This is a genomic window from Streptomyces taklimakanensis (assembly GCF_009709575.1).
Taxonomy (GTDB): domain Bacteria; phylum Actinomycetota; class Actinomycetes; order Streptomycetales; family Streptomycetaceae; genus Streptomyces; species Streptomyces taklimakanensis.
The window spans coordinates 5,798,473-5,815,284 of sequence record NZ_WIXO01000001.1; the positions used below are offsets into that span (position 1 = coordinate 5,798,473).

The 16,812-nt window shown below is 71.9% G+C and carries 15 protein-coding genes and 1 pseudogene; 10 read left to right on the forward strand and 6 right to left on the reverse strand.

The window, feature by feature from the left end:
* Positions 1 to 19 precede the first annotated feature (19 nt).
* On the reverse strand, positions 20 to 1,591 hold the full coding sequence (locus F0L17_RS25420; protein WP_155072863.1) for a PH domain-containing protein: 1,572 nt from the start codon (positions 1,589 to 1,591) through the stop codon (positions 20 to 22).
* Between the two features lie 396 nt (positions 1,592 to 1,987).
* Here F0L17_RS25420 and F0L17_RS25425 point away from each other — a divergent pair, with 396 nt between their 5' ends.
* Positions 1,988 to 2,800: an SAM-dependent methyltransferase gene (locus F0L17_RS25425; protein WP_155072864.1), complete on the forward strand. Its 813-nt coding sequence runs from the start codon at positions 1,988 to 1,990 to the stop codon at positions 2,798 to 2,800.
* A gap of 155 nt (positions 2,801 to 2,955) precedes the next feature.
* Here F0L17_RS25425 and F0L17_RS25430 read toward each other — a convergent pair whose 3' ends face one another.
* Entirely contained in the window at positions 2,956 to 3,678 is a 723-nt protein-coding gene (locus tag F0L17_RS25430) for a GntR family transcriptional regulator (protein ID WP_155072865.1), read from the reverse strand.
* Positions 3,679 to 4,018: 340 nt separating this feature from the next.
* On the opposite strand from F0L17_RS25430, the gene F0L17_RS25435 reads away from it, so the two are divergent.
* Positions 4,019 to 5,287, forward strand: coding sequence for an Nramp family divalent metal transporter (locus tag F0L17_RS25435; RefSeq protein ID WP_202917938.1), 1,269 nt, complete (start codon positions 4,019 to 4,021; stop codon positions 5,285 to 5,287).
* 630 nt (positions 5,288 to 5,917) lie between these two features.
* Entirely contained in the window at positions 5,918 to 6,136 is a 219-nt protein-coding gene (locus tag F0L17_RS25440) for a hypothetical protein (protein WP_155072866.1), read from the forward strand.
* Positions 6,137 to 6,378: 242 nt separating this feature from the next.
* On the opposite strand, the gene F0L17_RS25445 is transcribed toward F0L17_RS25440, so the two are convergent.
* Both F0L17_RS25445 and F0L17_RS25450 read right to left on the reverse strand, forming a co-directional pair.
* On the reverse strand, positions 6,379 to 7,680 hold the full coding sequence (locus tag F0L17_RS25445) for an RNA polymerase sigma factor (protein WP_155072867.1): 1,302 nt from the start codon (positions 7,678 to 7,680) through the stop codon (positions 6,379 to 6,381).
* A 15-nt stretch (positions 7,681 to 7,695) separates the two neighbouring features.
* Positions 7,696 to 8,115: a YciI family protein gene (locus F0L17_RS25450; protein ID WP_155072868.1), complete on the reverse strand. Its 420-nt coding sequence runs from the start codon at positions 8,113 to 8,115 to the stop codon at positions 7,696 to 7,698.
* Positions 8,116 to 8,501: 386 nt separating this feature from the next.
* Between F0L17_RS25450 and F0L17_RS25455 the strand changes: the two genes are divergently transcribed.
* The 3 genes and pseudogenes from F0L17_RS25455 to F0L17_RS25465 all read left to right on the forward strand — a co-directional run bounded on the left by F0L17_RS25455 (position 8,502) and on the right by F0L17_RS25465 (position 10,989).
* Complete coding sequence (locus tag F0L17_RS25455) at positions 8,502 to 9,209, forward strand: GntR family transcriptional regulator (protein WP_155072869.1); 708 nt, start codon at positions 8,502 to 8,504, stop codon at positions 9,207 to 9,209.
* A 64-nt stretch (positions 9,210 to 9,273) separates the two neighbouring features.
* Positions 9,274 to 10,282: pseudogene (locus F0L17_RS25460) on the forward strand (1-aminocyclopropane-1-carboxylate deaminase).
* A 92-nt stretch (positions 10,283 to 10,374) separates the two neighbouring features.
* On the forward strand, positions 10,375 to 10,989 hold the full coding sequence (locus F0L17_RS25465) for a proteophosphoglycan 5 (protein WP_155072870.1): 615 nt from the start codon (positions 10,375 to 10,377) through the stop codon (positions 10,987 to 10,989).
* 168 nt (positions 10,990 to 11,157) lie between these two features.
* On the opposite strand, the gene bla is transcribed toward F0L17_RS25465, so the two are convergent.
* Entirely contained in the window at positions 11,158 to 12,081 is a 924-nt protein-coding gene (gene bla / locus F0L17_RS25470; RefSeq protein ID WP_155072871.1) for a class A beta-lactamase, read from the reverse strand.
* A 490-nt stretch (positions 12,082 to 12,571) separates the two neighbouring features.
* Positions 12,572 to 12,886: a hypothetical protein gene (locus F0L17_RS25475; protein WP_155072872.1), complete on the reverse strand. Its 315-nt coding sequence runs from the start codon at positions 12,884 to 12,886 to the stop codon at positions 12,572 to 12,574.
* Between the two features lie 461 nt (positions 12,887 to 13,347).
* On the opposite strand from F0L17_RS25475, the gene F0L17_RS25480 reads away from it, so the two are divergent.
* The 4 genes from F0L17_RS25480 (at position 13,348) to recA (ending at position 16,747) form a co-directional block, all read left to right on the forward strand.
* The gene (locus tag F0L17_RS25480; RefSeq protein ID WP_338018220.1) at positions 13,348 to 14,280 is read left to right on the forward strand and encodes an ATP-binding protein; all 933 of its coding nucleotides are present in this window, start codon (positions 13,348 to 13,350) and stop codon (positions 14,278 to 14,280) included.
* Positions 14,277 to 14,807: a hypothetical protein gene (locus F0L17_RS25485; RefSeq protein WP_155072874.1), complete on the forward strand. Its 531-nt coding sequence runs from the start codon at positions 14,277 to 14,279 to the stop codon at positions 14,805 to 14,807. The genes F0L17_RS25480 and F0L17_RS25485 overlap by 4 nt, the downstream gene beginning before the upstream one ends.
* A 93-nt stretch (positions 14,808 to 14,900) precedes the next feature.
* Positions 14,901 to 15,380: a single-stranded DNA-binding protein gene (locus F0L17_RS25490; RefSeq protein ID WP_155072875.1), complete on the forward strand. Its 480-nt coding sequence runs from the start codon at positions 14,901 to 14,903 to the stop codon at positions 15,378 to 15,380.
* Positions 15,381 to 15,697: 317 nt separating this feature from the next.
* The gene (gene recA / locus F0L17_RS25495; RefSeq protein ID WP_420802453.1) at positions 15,698 to 16,747 is read left to right on the forward strand and encodes a recombinase RecA; all 1,050 of its coding nucleotides are present in this window, start codon (positions 15,698 to 15,700) and stop codon (positions 16,745 to 16,747) included.
* The last annotated feature ends 65 nt before the right edge of the window (positions 16,748 to 16,812 follow it).

Genomic DNA, 16,812 nt, shown 5'->3' on the forward strand with positions numbered 1-16,812 from the left:
GAACGGGGCCGGGAGGTGGTCACGGCGCGCGGCTCGTGGTGTTCGCGGGAGTTGCGGCAAGGTCCAGTGCGCGGAGGACGCGGGCCAGGTCCGCCGGGGCGGCCGCGAGGCGGACCGGTGTGCCGGCGTCGTCGATTTCGGCGACGTGCCAGTTTCCGGGGACGGTGTCGCCGTCGTCGCCCCGGGGACGCCGCACGTCCTTGAGGGCGAGCCGCTCCACCGGAATCCGTTTCGCCGCGAACCGGCCCGGACCGTGGTGGGGCGTCACCGCGGGCGGGCCACCCCCGAGGACGATGTGGGTGCCGAAGCCGTACGGGTTGTAGTCGGTGTGCTCCAGGAAACGGGCGGCCAGGTACACGTCCCTCCCCTCGTCCTCCTCCTCGGCTTTCCCCTCGACGCCGTCCTCGCCCGTCCCGGGCGCACGGACACGGGTGGCGCGCCAGGCCCAGGCGAACAGGCCCAGCGTGGCCAGTGACCCCGCGGCCACCCACGTGATCGCCACGGGGGAGGCGAGCGGGGCCGTGGGGTGGAGGAAGCAGAACGGCACCAGCCACAGGGCCGTACCGACGAGCGCGCCCGCGAACGGAAGGGCCGACGGGAGAACCTCGTCGTCGGGCAGCCGACGCCCGCGCAGACGCAGCAGTACCTGTGCTCCGGGGTAGCCCGCGGCGAGGACGCACACGGCCGCGGCGACGGCCGAACTCCCGGCGCCGGGTACGTGATCGCGCCACACGTGACGCTCCCCGGCGACCTCCCTCACCCGGCTGCGCCAGAAGGTCAGTTCGACGCTGTCGCCGGGCCGGAACGCCCGAGCGGCCTCTCGCGAGACCGTGAGCCGCTCCAACGGTCGGCCGTCGGCGAAGTACAGCCGGCCGCGCTGCCGAGGGCGTTCGGCCTCGGTCCGCTCGATGACGGCCGGCAGGGTGGTCAGGCACTCGCCGCGCTCCGCGGCGGGCGTCTCGTCGGTGCACGGGGTGGCCGACTTCCACGCCCGCTCGTTCGACGCCGTGCTCGGCACGGACCACGCGGCCACGCCCGCGCACGCGAGCAACAGTGCGCACAGAGCGAGTGACCCCACCCAGCCGCGCCCGGCGGTGCGGTACGAGACGACGGGGACGTGGCTCGACTTCGGGGTTCCGTAACGCCGGTGCAGCGCCCGGAGGGCGTCCAGCTTCGCGTCGAAGTCCGGGTCGCCGCAGATCCAGCCGTCCTGCGGCAGGGGCAGGAGTCGTTTGCGTCCGTCGCGCAACGCCAGGCCGACACGGCGGATCTCACGGGTCCGGTGGACGTCCGCGTACCGCAGGTGCACGCGCAGGTCGGCCACGTCGCGCCACGACACGCTTCGCCGGCGGGCCAACGTCCGGGAGCGCAGACCGTGCGTGTCGGCGCTCACCCGCGCGGTGACCGAGTGGAGCGACGCGACACCCACCAGCGAGAGGAGCAGGCCGACACCCAGCCACACGTCCAGCGGTTCGCCCCGGTACGCCAGGCGCGCCACGGCCGAGCCCGCCCCGGCCGCGCCGAGTGCGACGAAGCACCACAGGGCGCGCCTCCGGAGGGGACGGCAGATCACTTCCCGGTCACCGATCATGCGCGGAACCCTGTCACCGTCCACACCGCGAGCGCCTGTGCACGGTGTGGCAGCCTTCCGACCGGCGACACTGCCGGTTCACGGAAATCCCCGCACGCGGGTACCTCGACCTCCGGGCCGGGGAGGGGACGCGCCCGGACACGAGGCCGCGCAGCGGTCCGGACGGTCGCGTGCGGCGTCGACGCGACGGCGACTTCGGGGATCCGACCGGGCGCGCGAGCCGTCGGAACGGGCACCTGTTCGCCGTACCCGCCGAGGACGACGGCGGCACATCGCCCCGCAGGGCCGGGCGGGTGTGGCAGGCTGCTGGCAAGAGCCGGTCGAGCCGGAGCCACCGCACGGGGACCGCGTCGCCCGGCCGGCGACCATGCTCGGCTTCACATTCAGGGAGTGCCCATGGCCGATGACGTGCCCGCTGAGGGCGAGGTGTCGTCGAGGATCGACACGAGCGTGCCGCATTCGGCGCGGATCTGGAACTACTGGCTGGGCGGCAAGGACTACTACGACGCCGACAGAGCGGCCGGTGACGCCTACCAGGAGGTGTTTCCCGGGATCGAGCTGCTGGCCCGCGCCTCCCGCGGCTTCCTGGCCCGCTCCATTCGCTACCTGACCGCCGAGGCGGGCATCCGACAGTTCCTGGACGTCGGCACCGGTCTGCCGACCGCGAACAACACCCACCAGGTCGCCCAGCGGATCGCCCCGGAGTCGAGGGTCGTCTACGTCGATCACGATCCGCTGGTGCTCGCGCACGCCCGCGCGCTGCTGACCTCCACGCCCGAGGGGGCCACCGCCTACATCGACGCCGATCTGCGCGACCCCGACACCGTCCTGGCCGAGGCCGCCAGGACCCTGGACCTGGACCGACCGGTGGGTCTGATCTTCAGCGGGACCCTCGGACACATCCCCGACCACCACGAGGCCCGCGCCATCGTGCGCCGGCTGATGGACGCCCTGGCCTCCGGCAGCCACCTCTCCCTCAACGACGGGACCGACACCTACGAGGCCGCCAACAGAGCCCAGGCAAGCTACAACGACAGCGGGGCCATCCCCTACGTCCTGCGCCCGGTGGAACAGATCGCCGCCTTCTTCGACGGCCTGGAGATGGTCGAGCCCGGCCTGGTGCCCTGCCCGTACTGGCGTCCCGAGCAGGAGCCGAGCGGCGATCCCGCCGAGGAGGTCAACTACGGCGCCGTCGGCCGCAAACCGTAGGAGACGCCCGGCGAGCCGCGCCGCCCGGCTCGGTCGGCCACCTTGGTGATGCCCTCTCCGGGGGCCGTCACCTGGACGACGTCGCCCCCGCGCTCCGCTTTCGCCGCCGGCCACCTCGCCTCACCCGTCCCCCGTCTGCGTGAGTTCCGCCGTGATCACTTGCCGGGCGCTCTCCGGGGGCGGTGATCGGCCGTGGCGGTCGAGTACCTGTCGAGGAGCTGTTCCCTCGCGTCGTCGAGGTAGGAGGCGAGGAGCAGTTCCGCTCTCGTGGTGTCTCCTTCCCCGAGCGCGGCGAGGATGTCCTGGTTGCGCGCCAGGTACGGCTCGTGGAAGGTGTCGAGGGCTTCCACGGCGTGGAAGGCGAGGCGGAGTTCGGCGAGCACCCCGCGCATCATCTCCTCCAGGCGGGTGCTGTGGGCGAGGGCGACGATGGCCTGGTGGAAGTGGATGTTGGCGGTGCTCAACTCGTGCCAGGCACCCTCCTCGCGCGCCTTCTTCCCTTTGGCGACCGCGGCTTGTGCCCTGCTCAGGTCGTAGGGGGGCGCGCCCAGGGCACGGACCGCCGCGCACTCGATCAGGCTACGGACGCGGTAGATGTCGGCCACGTCCTGGGCCGTCAGGAGGCGTACGAAGACACCGCGGTTGAGCTCGTGGACCAGGAGCCGTTCGTGGGTCAGGAGGCGGAACGCTTCTCGGAGGGTGTTGCGGGAGACGCCGAGGGCGGTGCCGATGGTGTCCTCGGAGAGCTTGCTCCCGGGAGGCAGGTGCCCCTCGGCGATGTGCGCGCGCAGGATGTCGGCGACGCGCTCGGCGGTGCTGGCACGCCCCAACAGCGCGCGGTCACCGGCGAGAACAGCCGGGTCGATCTCGGTCGGCATCGCATCCATCCCCTTCGCGTGGAATCCACCGTGCTTCTCGTCGACGGCCGCACGACGTGCGGTGCTCGTACCGACCAGTCAACCGGAGATCGTAGGGCGAGACAACAGACACCTTGTCATTTTGTTCAACAATACGAAGCGATTCGCTCGTAAACAGAGAGAGGAGAGTCCCGTAGGGCCCTGCCTTCGGGTGGATGTGTCGCACTTCTGTCCGGATCTTCCGGTCGGTGGGGGAAAGCTCCCACAAGACTATTGCGGGATCGTTCAACAATCCATACGCTGATGGTGCTGAACAACAGGTGTCTGGACGTGGATTCCCATCAGGTGAGGAGACCCCACCGTGAACGAACCTGTCAGCCAGTCGAAGTCGGTCGAACAGCACCACGTCCAGCACGCGCCGAGCCGTAGATTCGGGCCGGGACTGCTGGTCACCGCCGCGTTCATCGGTCCCGGAACGGTCACCACGGCCAGCATCGCCGGTGCCGACTTCGGGTTCGCGCTGGTGTGGGCGCTGGTGTTCTCCGTGGGCGCGGCGATGGTGCTCCAGGAGATGGCCGCCCGCCTGGGCATCGTGAGTCGGGCCGGCCTGGGCGAGGCGCTGCGCACGACCTTCCGGCACCCCGGCGCGTCCTACGCCGCCATCGCGCTCGTCGTCGTCGCCATCGCGTTCGGCAACGCCGCCTTCCAGACCGGGAACCTCACGGGGGCCGGAATCGGCCTGGAAGTGCTCACCGGGACCTCGCCCCGGCTGTGGGCCGCGGTGGTCGGCGCCGCCGCGTTCGTCCTGCTCCTGACCGGGACCTACCGCCTGATCGAGCGAGCGGTGGTCGCCCTCGTCGTCGTCATGGGCGTGGTGTTCGTCGTGACGTCGGTGATCGTACGACCGGATCCGTCGGCCCTGCTCGACGGACTCGTTCCACGGATGCCCTCGGGCGCCACCCTGACGGTGATCGCCCTCGTCGGCACCACCGTCGTGCCCTACAACCTGTTCCTGCACGCGAGTTCGGTGCGGCAGAAGTGGACCGACGACACACCCGTCGACCGGGCGTTGGCGGAGGCGCGCGGTGACACCTACCTCTCCATAGGCCTGGGCGGGCTGGTCACCCTCGCGGTGGTCACCACCGCGGCGACGGCCATGTTCGCCGAGGGACTGGAGGTCGAGAACGCGGCGGACATGGCCACCCAGTTGGAGCCCCTGCTCGGCCCGGCGGCCCAGGGCTTCTTCGCGGCGGGACTGTTCGCGGCCGGCCTCACCAGCGCGATCACCGCACCGCTCGCGGCCGCGTTCGCGGTCAGCGGGGCGCTGGGCCGACGACCGGACCTGAAGGCCCCCGGATTCCGCGCGACATGGGCCCTGGTGATCCTCGCGGGCACGACGTTCGCGGTACTCGGCAGGAGCCCGGTGGCCGCGATCCTCTTCGCCCAGGCGGCCAACGGGCTGTTGCTGCCGGTCGTCGCGGTGTTCCTGCTCGTGGTGATGAACCGCCGCGACCTGCTCGGCGAGTACCGCAACAACCTCGCCCGCAACCTGATGGGCTGTGGAGTGGTGCTCGTCGCCACCGGCCTCGGCCTCTTCAACATCCTGCGCGCGACGGGCCTCGTCGACTGACCGTCCCCCGGGGCCTCCCGCAGAGTCGAACCACGTGATCGACCCGCGGGACGTGATCACCGTATCGAGGGGCGGCACCGCTCACGGGGGACGAGGACGGCCCGCTGTCGACCGTCGCCCGTGAGCACCGCACCGTCCCGCCCCGCCGGGAGAGACGAGAAATCCCGGGCAGCGGAGGGCCGGGTGCCCGAGGATGCCTCTCCGGGGCGGGCCTTCCACCCGGGCCCGGGACACCGATCGGAATCGAGGGGGCCGTGCCGCGGCCTCACATCGGCGGTACGCGCGGGAAGAACGGCACGCCGGAACGGTACGCCCCACCGGCCGACCGGCTTCCGAGTCCCGCGGCGTCTCCCGCCACCCGTCCACTCCCGTACAGAGAAGGCGAGGAGCACTCGTGTTCGCATTCCCATCGGCACGCACGACCGCACCTGATGCGGTGACGTCCGCGGGCGGGGCGTCAGGGTCCTCCGTCGGCCGTCCCGCGGCGGCTCCGTCGGTGGCCCACCGGAGGATCGGGGCCGGCGCGATGCGGTCACCCCGCCGGGCGAGCCGTCCGTCGAGCCGGGCGGCCGTCCGTCGGAACGATGTGTACGCCCCGGAGAGGCCGCGCCGCAGCGGGTGGAGCACCGGGTGAGGGAGCAGATCCTCGCGGGAGGCGCGGCGGTGACGTCCGCCTCGGCCTTCCTGGTCGACGCTCCGTGGCCGGTGGCCGTCGGTTTCGGTCTGGTGGGTTACCTCGTCCTCCTGTCGGCCTCGGTGTTCCCACAGGAGTCGCGGGACAGGCTGGACTGGTGGCGCGACCGGCGCAGGCACAGGCGAGAGGTGGAGAAAGGGCGCCGCGCGAAGTAGTCGGTGCCCTCTGCCGAGCCCTCGCGGGAACACCGCGCACCGCGCCGGACCGGTACCGCCGAGACGTCCGGCACGTCCCTCACCGGTGGTCGCGGCCCCGTCCGAGGGTCGCGGCCCGAGGGGTCCGGCCGCGGGGAGGCGCGCCTTTGGGGGCGGAGCGGTGGCCCTGCGCCGCCTGATGTCCAGGCGCCGCCACCGGCCGCTCGGGATCCGACGGCGACCCTTGCGGCCGTGGGCCCGGTTCACCGGGCACGCGGTTCGGCGAGGGCGGCGAGCTTGCCCTCCAGCACCGCCCGCTCGCGCTCGTTGCCGCACAGCCGGACGGCGTGCTCCAGTTCGGCGCGCGCCTCGTCGGTGCGGCCCAGACGGACGAGCAGCTCTCCGCGTACGCCGGGCAACAGAGGGGAGCCGGCCAGTGCCTCGGCGGCGACCAGCTCGTCCACGATGGGCAGGGCCGCGGCCGGTCCCCGCGCCATGGAGACCGCCACCGCCCGGTTGAGGTCGACCACCGGTGAGGGCGCGAGCCGACCGAGTGCTTCGTACAGGAGCACCACGCGCTCCCAGTCCGTCGCGGCGACCGAGGGGGCGAGGGCGTGGCATTCGGCGATCGCCGCCTGGAGGCCGTAGGCGCCCAGCCCCCGGCCGGCGGCCTCCGCGCGGGCCAGGGCGGCTCGTCCCCGACGGATCGCGGAGCGGTCCCAGCGGCGGCGGTCCTGGTCCTCCAGCAGCACCGGCCGGCCGTCCGGTCCGACGCGGGCGGGGAACCGCGCCGCGGTCAGTTCGAGCAGCGCCAGCAGGCCGTGGACCTCGGGCTCGTCCGGCATCAGCCGGCTCACCACCCGTGCGAGGCGCAGTGCCTCGCTCGCGAGGTCGAACCGGATCAGCTCCTTCCCCGCGCCGGCGGAGGACCCCTCGGTGAAGATCAGGTAGACGACGCTGAGCACCGAGCCGAGCCGCTCGGCCCGTTCCTCGGCCGCCGGCACCGCGAACGGCACCCGGGCCGCTGCGAGGGCCTTCTTCGCCCGGGTGATCCGGGCCTGCACGGTGGCGGTCGGAACGAGGAACACCTTGGCGATCTCGTCGCTGGTCAGGCCGCCGACCACCCGCAGGGCGAGCGCCACCCGCGCCTCCCGGGACAGCACGGGGTGGCAGGAGACGAACATCAACGCGAGCACGTCGTCGTCGATCCGGTCCGGATCCCACAGCACGTCCTCGGCCTCCCGGACGGGATCGGCGGGGGCGCCCCCCGAGACGGCGCCGCCCTCGCCCAGGCCGTGGGCGAGGGCGGCGTACCTCTGGTCGAGGGCCGAGCCCCGGCGGAACGCGTCGATCGCGCGGCGCCGGCCCACGGTGAGCAACCAACTCGCGGGGGCGCGGGGCACACCGTCGCGAGGCCAGGTCACCAGCGCCTCGGCCAAGGCCTCCTGGGCGAGGTCCTCGGCCATCGCGAAGTCGCCGGTGTACCGCGCGAGCGCGCCCACGATCCGTGCGGACTCGATCCGCCAGACGGCGGCGACCGCCTCGCGGCCGGTGGAGTCTGCCATCTCCCGTCCGTCCGTTCAGAGCTGGCCGGTGGCCTCGCGCCACGCCCGCTCCCGCTGGACCCACTCGTTGTCCTGGGGGAACTCGTCGATCGTGGTGACCCGGCGGATCTCGGTCCTGAAGCCCGGACCGGTCATCGGCGACCGCTTGGCCCACTCCACCGCCTCCTCCTTGGAGGCCACGTTGAGGATGTAGAACCCGCCGAACAACTCCTTGGTCTCGCCGTACGGGCCGTCGGTGACCACCGGCGGTTCCGCGGAGTGGTCGACGACCACGCCCTCGGCGGCGTCGTCGAGTCCCTCGGCGGCGACCAGTACCCCGGCCCGGATCAACTCGTCGTTGTACCTGCCGACGGTCTTGAGCATCTCGTCGAAGTCGACGGCCGCCATCTCCGCGAAGGCCTCGTCGGTGGCGCGCATGATCAGCATGTACTTCATGGTCTGTCTCCCTGCTCCGGGTCCGGGCCCTTTCCCGGGGCCCTCTCACCCATAGGTCGAACGGGAACGCCGCGGATCGACACGGCTCCCGGATTCTCTTCCGAGTCGCGCACCACCGACGGACGATGCGCCGGGCACGGAACGTGGAAGGACGTGGGGGCGCCGACCGATCGACCGGCCCTCGTCCGCTTCGGGCCGTGTCCCGGACGATGAGGCCGACGGGTCCCTTGTAGCAGACGAGGGCGACCGGACCGAGGAGGGTTCGGCCGTCGTGGCGTCGGCCCGGAGGTTTCGGTGGAGACGGGGCGCCCCAGGGGGAGTGTGGAGGACGCCGGGCCGGGTCGTCCCCTTGACAGCCGCCCTGTATGGAGCATGCAATATATTGCATGCCAGTTCCGGAGAGCCGAGGGCTCGTCGCCAGGTCCCTGTTGAGGGAGAACGCCTACCGGGCGATCCGGGACGCCATCGTCGACGGCACGCTCGCCCCGGGCGAGCGGCTCAACGACGGTGATCTGGCCCGGTGGCTGGGAGTCAGCCGGACGCCGGTGCGAGAGGCCCTGGCGCGCCTGGAGCAGGCCGGACTGGTGCGGACGAGGCCCGGCCGCTACACCATGGTCAGCCCGCTGGACGTCCGCGCCGTGCGTGCCGCCCAGTCGGTGACGGCGGCCATGCACGAACTCGCGGTCCGGGAGGCGCTGCCCAACCTGTCGGTCGCCGAGTTGGACGCCATGCGCGAGGCCAACGCACGCTTCGCCGACGCCCTGCGGGGCAACGACGTCGACGCGGCGATCGCCGCGGACGACGACTTCCACGGTGTCGCCGTCACCGCCTGCGCGAATCCCGCGGTGCGCACCGTGCTCGAACAGTTCACACCGGTGCTGCGGCGCGTGGAACGGCTGCGCTTCTCGTCGCTGAGCGGCCGGGGCTCGGTCGCCCAGCACGACCGCATCGTCGACCTGTGCGAGGCCGGGGACACCGACGGAGCGGCGGCCGCCACCCGTGCCAACTGGCAGACGCTGGCGCCCCTGCTCGACACCCTGCCTCCGGACGATCCGCCCGACGGCATCGGGGACGACGCGCTCGCCCCGCGCTGATCACCACCTCACCGACGACGGCAACCGGAGCCCCGAGGCCGGGGCGGACACGAAGGAGTCACCGATGCCCCTCGACGCGTTCGAGCGTTACCCCCTGCTGTTCGGCCCCAGCCCCGTCCACCCCCTGGACCGGCTGAGCGATCACCTCGGCGGGGCCCGGATCTGGGCCAAGCGGGAGGACTGCAACAGTGGACTGGCCTTCGGCGGCAACAAGACCCGCAAGCTCGAGTACCTGCTCCCCGACGCCCTCGCCCAGGGCGCGGACACCCTGGTCAGCATCGGCGGGCTGCAGTCCAACCACACCCGGCAGGTGGCGGCCGCCGCCGCCAGGGCCGGTCTGAAGGCCGTGCTGGTCCAGGAGAGCTGGGTGGACTGGCCCGACCCGGTCAACGACAAGGTCGGCAACATCCTGCTGTCGCGGATCATGGGCGCCGACGTGCGGTTGGTGCGGGCCGGTTTCGACATCGGTTTCAAGGACAGCTGGCACCAGGCCCTGGAGGACGTGCGGGCGGCCGGCGGCACACCGTACGCGATCCCCGCCGGAGCCTCCGACCACCCCCCTGGGTGGCCTCGGCTTCGCCGACTGGGCCTACGAGGTACGGCAACAGGAACGCGAACTGGGCGTCTTCTTCGACACGATCGTGGTGTGCAGCGTCACCGGCAGCACCCAAGCGGGCATGATCGCCGGATTCGCGGGCCAGGAGAGGCCTCGCCGCGTCCTGGGGATCGACGCCTCCGCGAAGATCGACGCGACCCGCGCCCAGGTGGAGAGGATCGCCCGGAGCACCGCCGACCTCATGGGCCTGGGCCGGGACCTGCGCGACGACGAGATCACCGTCCTGGAGGGGTGGGCCGGCGATCTGTACGGCGTCCCCGTCCGGTCCACCCTGGACGCCATCCGCCTCACGGGAAGCCTGGAAGGCATGATCATCGACCCCGTGTACGAGGGCAAGTCGATGGCCGGGCTCATCGACCTCGTCCGCACCGGCGACATCCCCGAGGACTCCAACGTCCTGTACGCCCACCTCGGTGGTCAGCCCGCTCTGAACGCCTACAGTGGCGTCTTCGACTGATCCGTTCCGCGGGGCGGGGCCGGCGCGCCGGGGCGCGGCGACGCGAGGCCCCGGTGATCCGACGGACCATCGGGGAACCTACGAGGGGAATCATGGAGCTCGTCGCGCTCGACCTGCCCGAACCGACTCGGCTGCGCGGCCGGTGGGCCGCCTGGGCGGCCGTCCACGCAGCCATGGGACGGAGTGACGAATGTCGGGCCGACGGGTCCGTGTGGCACTACGACGACGGCGGCGGCAACTGGGTGGACCTCCACCGTCTCGGTGGCGGGCGCGCCGTACTGGTCGGGAACGACCACGAATGCTCGCCCGAGCCCGACGAGTTTCCCGACCTGGTCCCCGAGGTGCCCGACTGGTGGCGGCCGCCGCTGCGGGACGCCGTACGGGAGAACGAGAACGTGGCCATCGTCTACGGCTTCGACGGCACGGTGTGGAGGCGTGTGGACTACGGCATGGACGACGGGTTCTCCGCCGTGAACCTTCTCGCGCTGACCCGCGAGAGGACCCGGCGCCGGATCCTCGACGCCTGCGGGTACGACTCCTCCGGCTGTCACGACCCCACACTTCCCCGACCGTCCGACGAGTCGATCGACGCGCTGATCGCGGCGGATGGCGACATCACGGAGGAACTGGTGGCGGCGGTGGTCGGCACCGAGGGCCGCGCCCCGGCGGTCGGAGCGGCACACGCGCGCCGTTTCCTGACGGCGTGACGGGGGCCGGTGAACACCGGCGACGGTACGTGGCGCCGGCCCGCCCCGGGGGCGCCCGGACGGTCCCCGCCCTCGGGGGCTTCGGAACCCGGCCGCCGAAGTGACCGCCGGCTCGGGGCGGAAGCGCCCCGGACGACGAGGCCCGGAGGCCGGGTTCGAGGCGACCGGTCAGGTGAGGACGGCCATGGCGTACGCGGCGGCCTCGGCGATCAGGGCCTCGTCGTACTCGGCGTCCCGGGCGGCCTTGCCGGACATGATCGTGACGACGAGCGGGGCGGTTCTCGCGGGCCACACGATGGCCGTGTCGTTGAGCGTGCCGTAATCACCGGTTCCGGTCTTGTTGGCGATGGTCCATCCCCGCGGCACCACGGCCCGAATGCGGTGGGCGCCGGTGGTGTTGCGTTCCAGCAGGTCGCGGAGGAAGGCACGTTTGTCGTTCGTGAGGGCGTCCCCCAGCACGATCCGGTGGAAGCCGGTGCCGAACGCCCGGGGTGAGGTGGTGTCGCGGGGGTCTCCCGGGGTGGCTTCCGTGATGGCCGGCTCGACGCGGTCCATCCGTGTGACCGTGTCGCCGATGCCGCGCGCGTACGCCGTCACGTGGGCCGGCCCGCCGAGTTCGCGGAGCAGGAGGTTGCCGGCCGTTCCGTCGCTGTAGCGGATCGCGGCGTCGCACAGCCGGCGGATCGTCATTCCGGTGTCCACGTGCCGTCTGGTGACGGGGGAGTGCCTCATGAGGTCGTCCTCGGTGTACCTGACGACCGTGTCCAGGTGGGACAGCGGATTGCGGTGCAGGACCGCTGCCACCGCCGGCACCTTGAACATCGAGCAGAACGCGAAGCGTTCGTCGGCCCGGTGGGCGATGGTGGCACCGGTTCCGGTGGCGAGCGCGTACACGCCCAGGCGCGCGTCGAACTTCCGTTCCAGTTCGATCAGGCGGCCGTGGGGCCGGCGTGCCGCGGCGACGGAGGGGGAAGGGGAGTGGGAGGCAGCGGGAGAAGCCCCTCCGCTCTTCCCGCAGCCGGTCGACGACAGGAGCGCCGCCATTCCCAGAAGAGTGCGACGGGTGACGGCCGGCCGCGCTGCTTTCGTCATCTCTCCTCCGGCGGTGGTTCATGAGGGTGGGGGGGACCCGAGGGAAGACGGCCACAACCGACGACATCGGCAGTGATCGACACGGGGAACCGGTGACCCCGTACCGCCGTCGGACGGATGGGCCTCACCCGGATCTACGCCGCCCCCGATGGGGACAGGGGCATCGAAAGTCTTCCACGCGGTCCGCGGGAGTGCCCTCCGGTCGAACGTGTCGCCCGGTGGTCGACCGGAGCCGACAGACCGCTTCTGCCACGCCGGAGGCGTGTGACCTGCCGGAAGAGGCGAAGGGCGCTTGGTTCCCCACGCCAGACCGGCTCACCCGTTCGGAGGCCGTGATCGGTCCCGGCGCCCCCCGGGCCTGTCGACCGACGGCGCGACCGGGACGCTCTCGGGCGGGGCGGGCCCACGGCGGGCGGGAGGCCGCCGTCGGATGCCGAGGCCGTGCGGCGCGGCACCCGACGGCGGCTTCCGTACCGGGGGATGCCCCGGGTCAGTGGTCGCCGGCGTGGAGCAGGGAGCGGACCAGGCGGCAGGTCGTGTTGGAGGGCGGGCGGACGCCGATCCGCTCGGCCGTGGTGCGGATCGTGCGGTTTGGAGCCTGCTCCGGGCGGTGGACCCCGGTGTCGAGCAGGGCTATGGCCAGGCGCATGGCCTTCAGGCGGCGGTTGTGCGCGATGTACCACTCACGGGGCCGGCCGGCCGGGAGCGGCTTCTTCGGCAGGGTGGTCATGGTGGTCAGCGGGGCGGTCGCGGGTGCGGGCGGAGTCTTCGGACGGTGTTCGGCGGCGAGCGCGGCAGAGGCCATCGGTATCCTCCTGAGGTGGTCGTCCGGCCGTCTCGATCTTCTCCCATCCTACTGCCGGGCACTGACAAAGCCCCTGGTCAAAGGGGATTTCACGGTTCCGGTGCGCTGCGCCCGCAGGCCGACCGGTTCCTCCCCCCGGGGAAGGGGCGCCGTCGATCGCCGGGTCGGTGGAGTGCGGACGTGGGCCGGGTGACCCCGTCCCGTCCGAGGGCGAACGGTGCCGTGGGCGCGTCGTGCTCGTTCCGACCCTCGTCGGGGCGTCGGGACCTGCGGGGTTTTCCATCCGATCGCTATTGATTCGTCCCTTTTGTGTGCCTACTCTGTGAGTCAGGACACTTTCGAACAAAGATTCGATCCAAAGCTTCGGCCGTGTGGGTGCACGTCTTGCCGGGCCGGGACCGCGTCCCGTCGCCGCCAAGCCCACCCCGAACCGCCGTCGAATGCGCCAGAGGAGAAATGGCGTGAACACCTTCACCTTCGCCCCCGCCACCAAGGAGCAGGCCAAGGCCCGCATCGCGTTCACCGGGCCCACCGGTTCGGGCAAGACCTACACCGCGCTCGTCACCGGCAACGCGATCGGCGAGCGGGTGGCCCTCGTCGACACCGAACACGGCAGCGCCTCCAAGTACGCCGACGAATTCGCCTTCGACACCCTCCAACTCACCTCGTTCGAGCCCACCGCACTCATCGACGTACTGGCGGTGGCCGCCCACGACGGCTACGACGTCGTGATCGTCGACTCGCTCTCGCACTTCTGGTCCGGGGCGGGCGGGATGCTCGAACAGGTCGACAACGCCGCGAAACGCTTCGGGGCGGGCAGCAGCTTCGCCGCCTGGAAGGAGACCCGCCCCATGGAGCGGGCGATGATCGACGCCCTGCTCGCCTACCCCGGTCACCTCATCGTCACCATGCGCACCAAGACCGAGTACGTCGTGGAGACCGACGAGCGCGGGCGCAAGGTGCCGCGCAAGGTCGGGCTCAAGCCCGAGCAGCGCGAGGGCATCGAGTACGAGTTCGACATCGTCGGGGACCTCGACCACGAGAACACCCTGGTGATCTCCAAGTCCCGGGCGAAGCCGCTGTCCGGGCTGGTGATCCGCAAACCGGGCACGGACTTCGCCGATTCCGTCCTGGACTGGCTCAACGCCGGCAGGCCCACCCCGAGCGCCTCCGACTACCTCGCCACCGCCACCGCCCCCGGCACCACCTACGAGGAGCTCCGGGCCCTCTACGAGGAGGCGCGCCGGCACAACCTGCTCGCCGCCGCCGTCCTGGATCCCACGGGGAAGCCGACCACACTGGGCGACCTCATCGTGCGCCGCGGAACCGAGGCGAGGAAGGACACCGGGAAGGACACCGAGAAGGCGACCGAGCGGAAAGCCGTGGCGGCATGAACCTCAAGGAACACGCCACCAGGGTCGCCGTGCTCAAGGTGCTGCGCGACGCGGTGGAGGACCAGTACCAGGCCATGCGCCGCGAGGTCCTCGACGAACTGCGCGCGGCCCGGGCCGAGTACGCCCTCAAGTCGATCCGGGTGACCCTGCGGGACGGCACCCCCATCGCCACCATCACGCTCATCGACCCCAAGCCGGGAGTCGTGGTCGCCGACGAGGACGCCTTCACCACCTGGGTGATCGAGAACCACCCGGGCGAGGTGGAGACGCTCGTCCGGGTGCGTCCCAGTTGGCGGAAGCAGTTCGTCGCCCAACTCGCCGCCTGGCCGGACCCGGTCACCGACCCGCACACCGGCGAGGTGATCCCGGGACTGGAGGCGGCCCCGGCACCCGAACCGCGTTCGTTCAGCCTCCGACCCGTGCCCGGCGGAACGGAGCAGGTCGCCCGGGCCTGGCGCACCGGCGAGATCGACCTGCCCCGACTGCTCGCCCTCGACAGCGGCGAGGGACGGGGCGAGAGGCGATGACCACCGCCCCACCGCCCCGCCGCACCGGGCGACACCCGACGCACCCGGACGGACACGGGTGAGGAGTCACCCGCCGCACGAGAGGAGCCACCCATGGCCGGTGAGCCCGTCATCACCGTCGTCGGCAACCTGACCGACGACCCCGACATCCGCACCACCCCGTCCGGCGACACGGTCGCACACTTCACCGTCGCCTCCACGCCCCGCACCTTCGACCGGCGGAGCAACGAGTGGAGGGACTCCTCCGAGACGCTGTTCCTGCGCTGCTCGGCCTGGCGACAGGAGGCGGAGCACGTCGCCGAGTCCCTGACGCGGGGCACCCGCGTCATCGTCCAGGGGCGGCTGCGCCAGCGGACGTACGAGACCCGCCAGGGGGAGAAACGCACCGTGGTCGAGTGCGAGGCGGACGAGGTCGGCCCCTCGCTGCGGTTCGCCGGCGCGAAGGTCACCAAGGAATCGCGCACGAGCGCCCTCGCCGGTGACCGCTTCGGCGCCGCCCCGCCGGCCGGCGGGGCGCCCGACCGGGACGACGGGGAGCGGCACGCTCCCCGGGAGAGCGAACTTCCCTTCTGACCGAACCGACCGCCCCGAGCAACGCGAGAGCCGATCGCCATGGCCGTTCCCGTCCCGTCCGACCCCCTCACGACCTGGACCCCACCGGCGGCCCTCGGCCTGATCTGCGCCGAGTGCCATCCCGGACACCGGGACGACACCTCCCCGTCCCGCCCGGAAACCGACGTCGAGACGGCACCGGGCGAACACGGGGGGACACGGTCCCCCGCGGCCCTCCACGAGACCGCGGACCCGGTGGCGGACCGGCCGACAGCCGTGCCGACACCTCCAAAGCCGTCCGCCGCGCCGGCACACCCCAACCCACCGAGGTGGATCCCGTGAAAGAACAGGACCGCGAGAAGGCGCTCGACGCCGCGCTCGCACAGATCGAGAGGCAGTTCGGCAAGGGCGCCGTGATGCGCCTGGGCGAGCGGCCGAACGAGCCCGTCGAGGTCATCCCCACCGGGTCGACCGCCCTCGACGTGGCCCTGGGCGTGGGCGGCCTGCCGCGCGGCCGGGTCGTCGAGGTCTACGGCCCGGAGTCCTCCGGCAAGACGACCCTGACCCTGCACGCGGTGGCCAACGCCCAGCGGATGGGCGGCACGGTGGCCTTCGTGGACGCCGAGCACGCGCTGGACCCGGAGTACGCCAAGCGGCTGGGCGTGGACGTGGACTCCCTGATCCTGTCCCAGCCGGACAACGGCGAGCAGGCGCTGGAGATCACCGACATGCTCATCCGCTCCGGCGCGCTGGACCTGATCGTGATCGACTCCGTGGCGGCCCTGGTGCCGCGCGCGGAGATCGAGGGCGAGATGGGCGACTCCCACGTCGGCCTGCAGGCCCGACTGATGAGCCAGGCGCTGCGGAAGATCACCGGCGCGCTCAGCCACTCCAAGACCACCACGATCTTCATCAACCAGCTCCGCGAGAAGATCGGGGTGATGTTCGGCTCGCCGGAGACCACCACCGGTGGGCGGGCGCTGAAGTTCTACGCCTCGGTGCGGCTGGACATCCGCCGGATCGAGACCCTCAAGGACGGCACCGAGGCGGTCGGCAACCGCACCCGTGTCAAGGTCGTCAAGAACAAGGTCGCGCCGCCCTTCAAGCAGGCCGAGTTTGACATCCTCTACGGGATCGGCATCAGCCGGGAGGGCGGGCTGATCGACATGGGCGTGGAGCACGGTTTCATCCGCAAGTCCGGTGCCTGGTACACCTACGAGGGCGATCAGCTGGGTCAGGGCAAGGAGAACGCCCGCAACTTCCTGCGCGACAATCCCGACCTCGCCAACGAGATCGAGAAGAAGATCAAGGAGAAGCTGGGCATCGGGACACGGCCGGCGGCGGAGCCCGAGACGGACGCCATCCGCGCCCTCTCCGCCGAGTTCTGACCCGACGGCGGGAACGGGGCCCAGGACTCCTCCCCGCGTGGCTCCCCGAGGACGCCCGCCCCGAC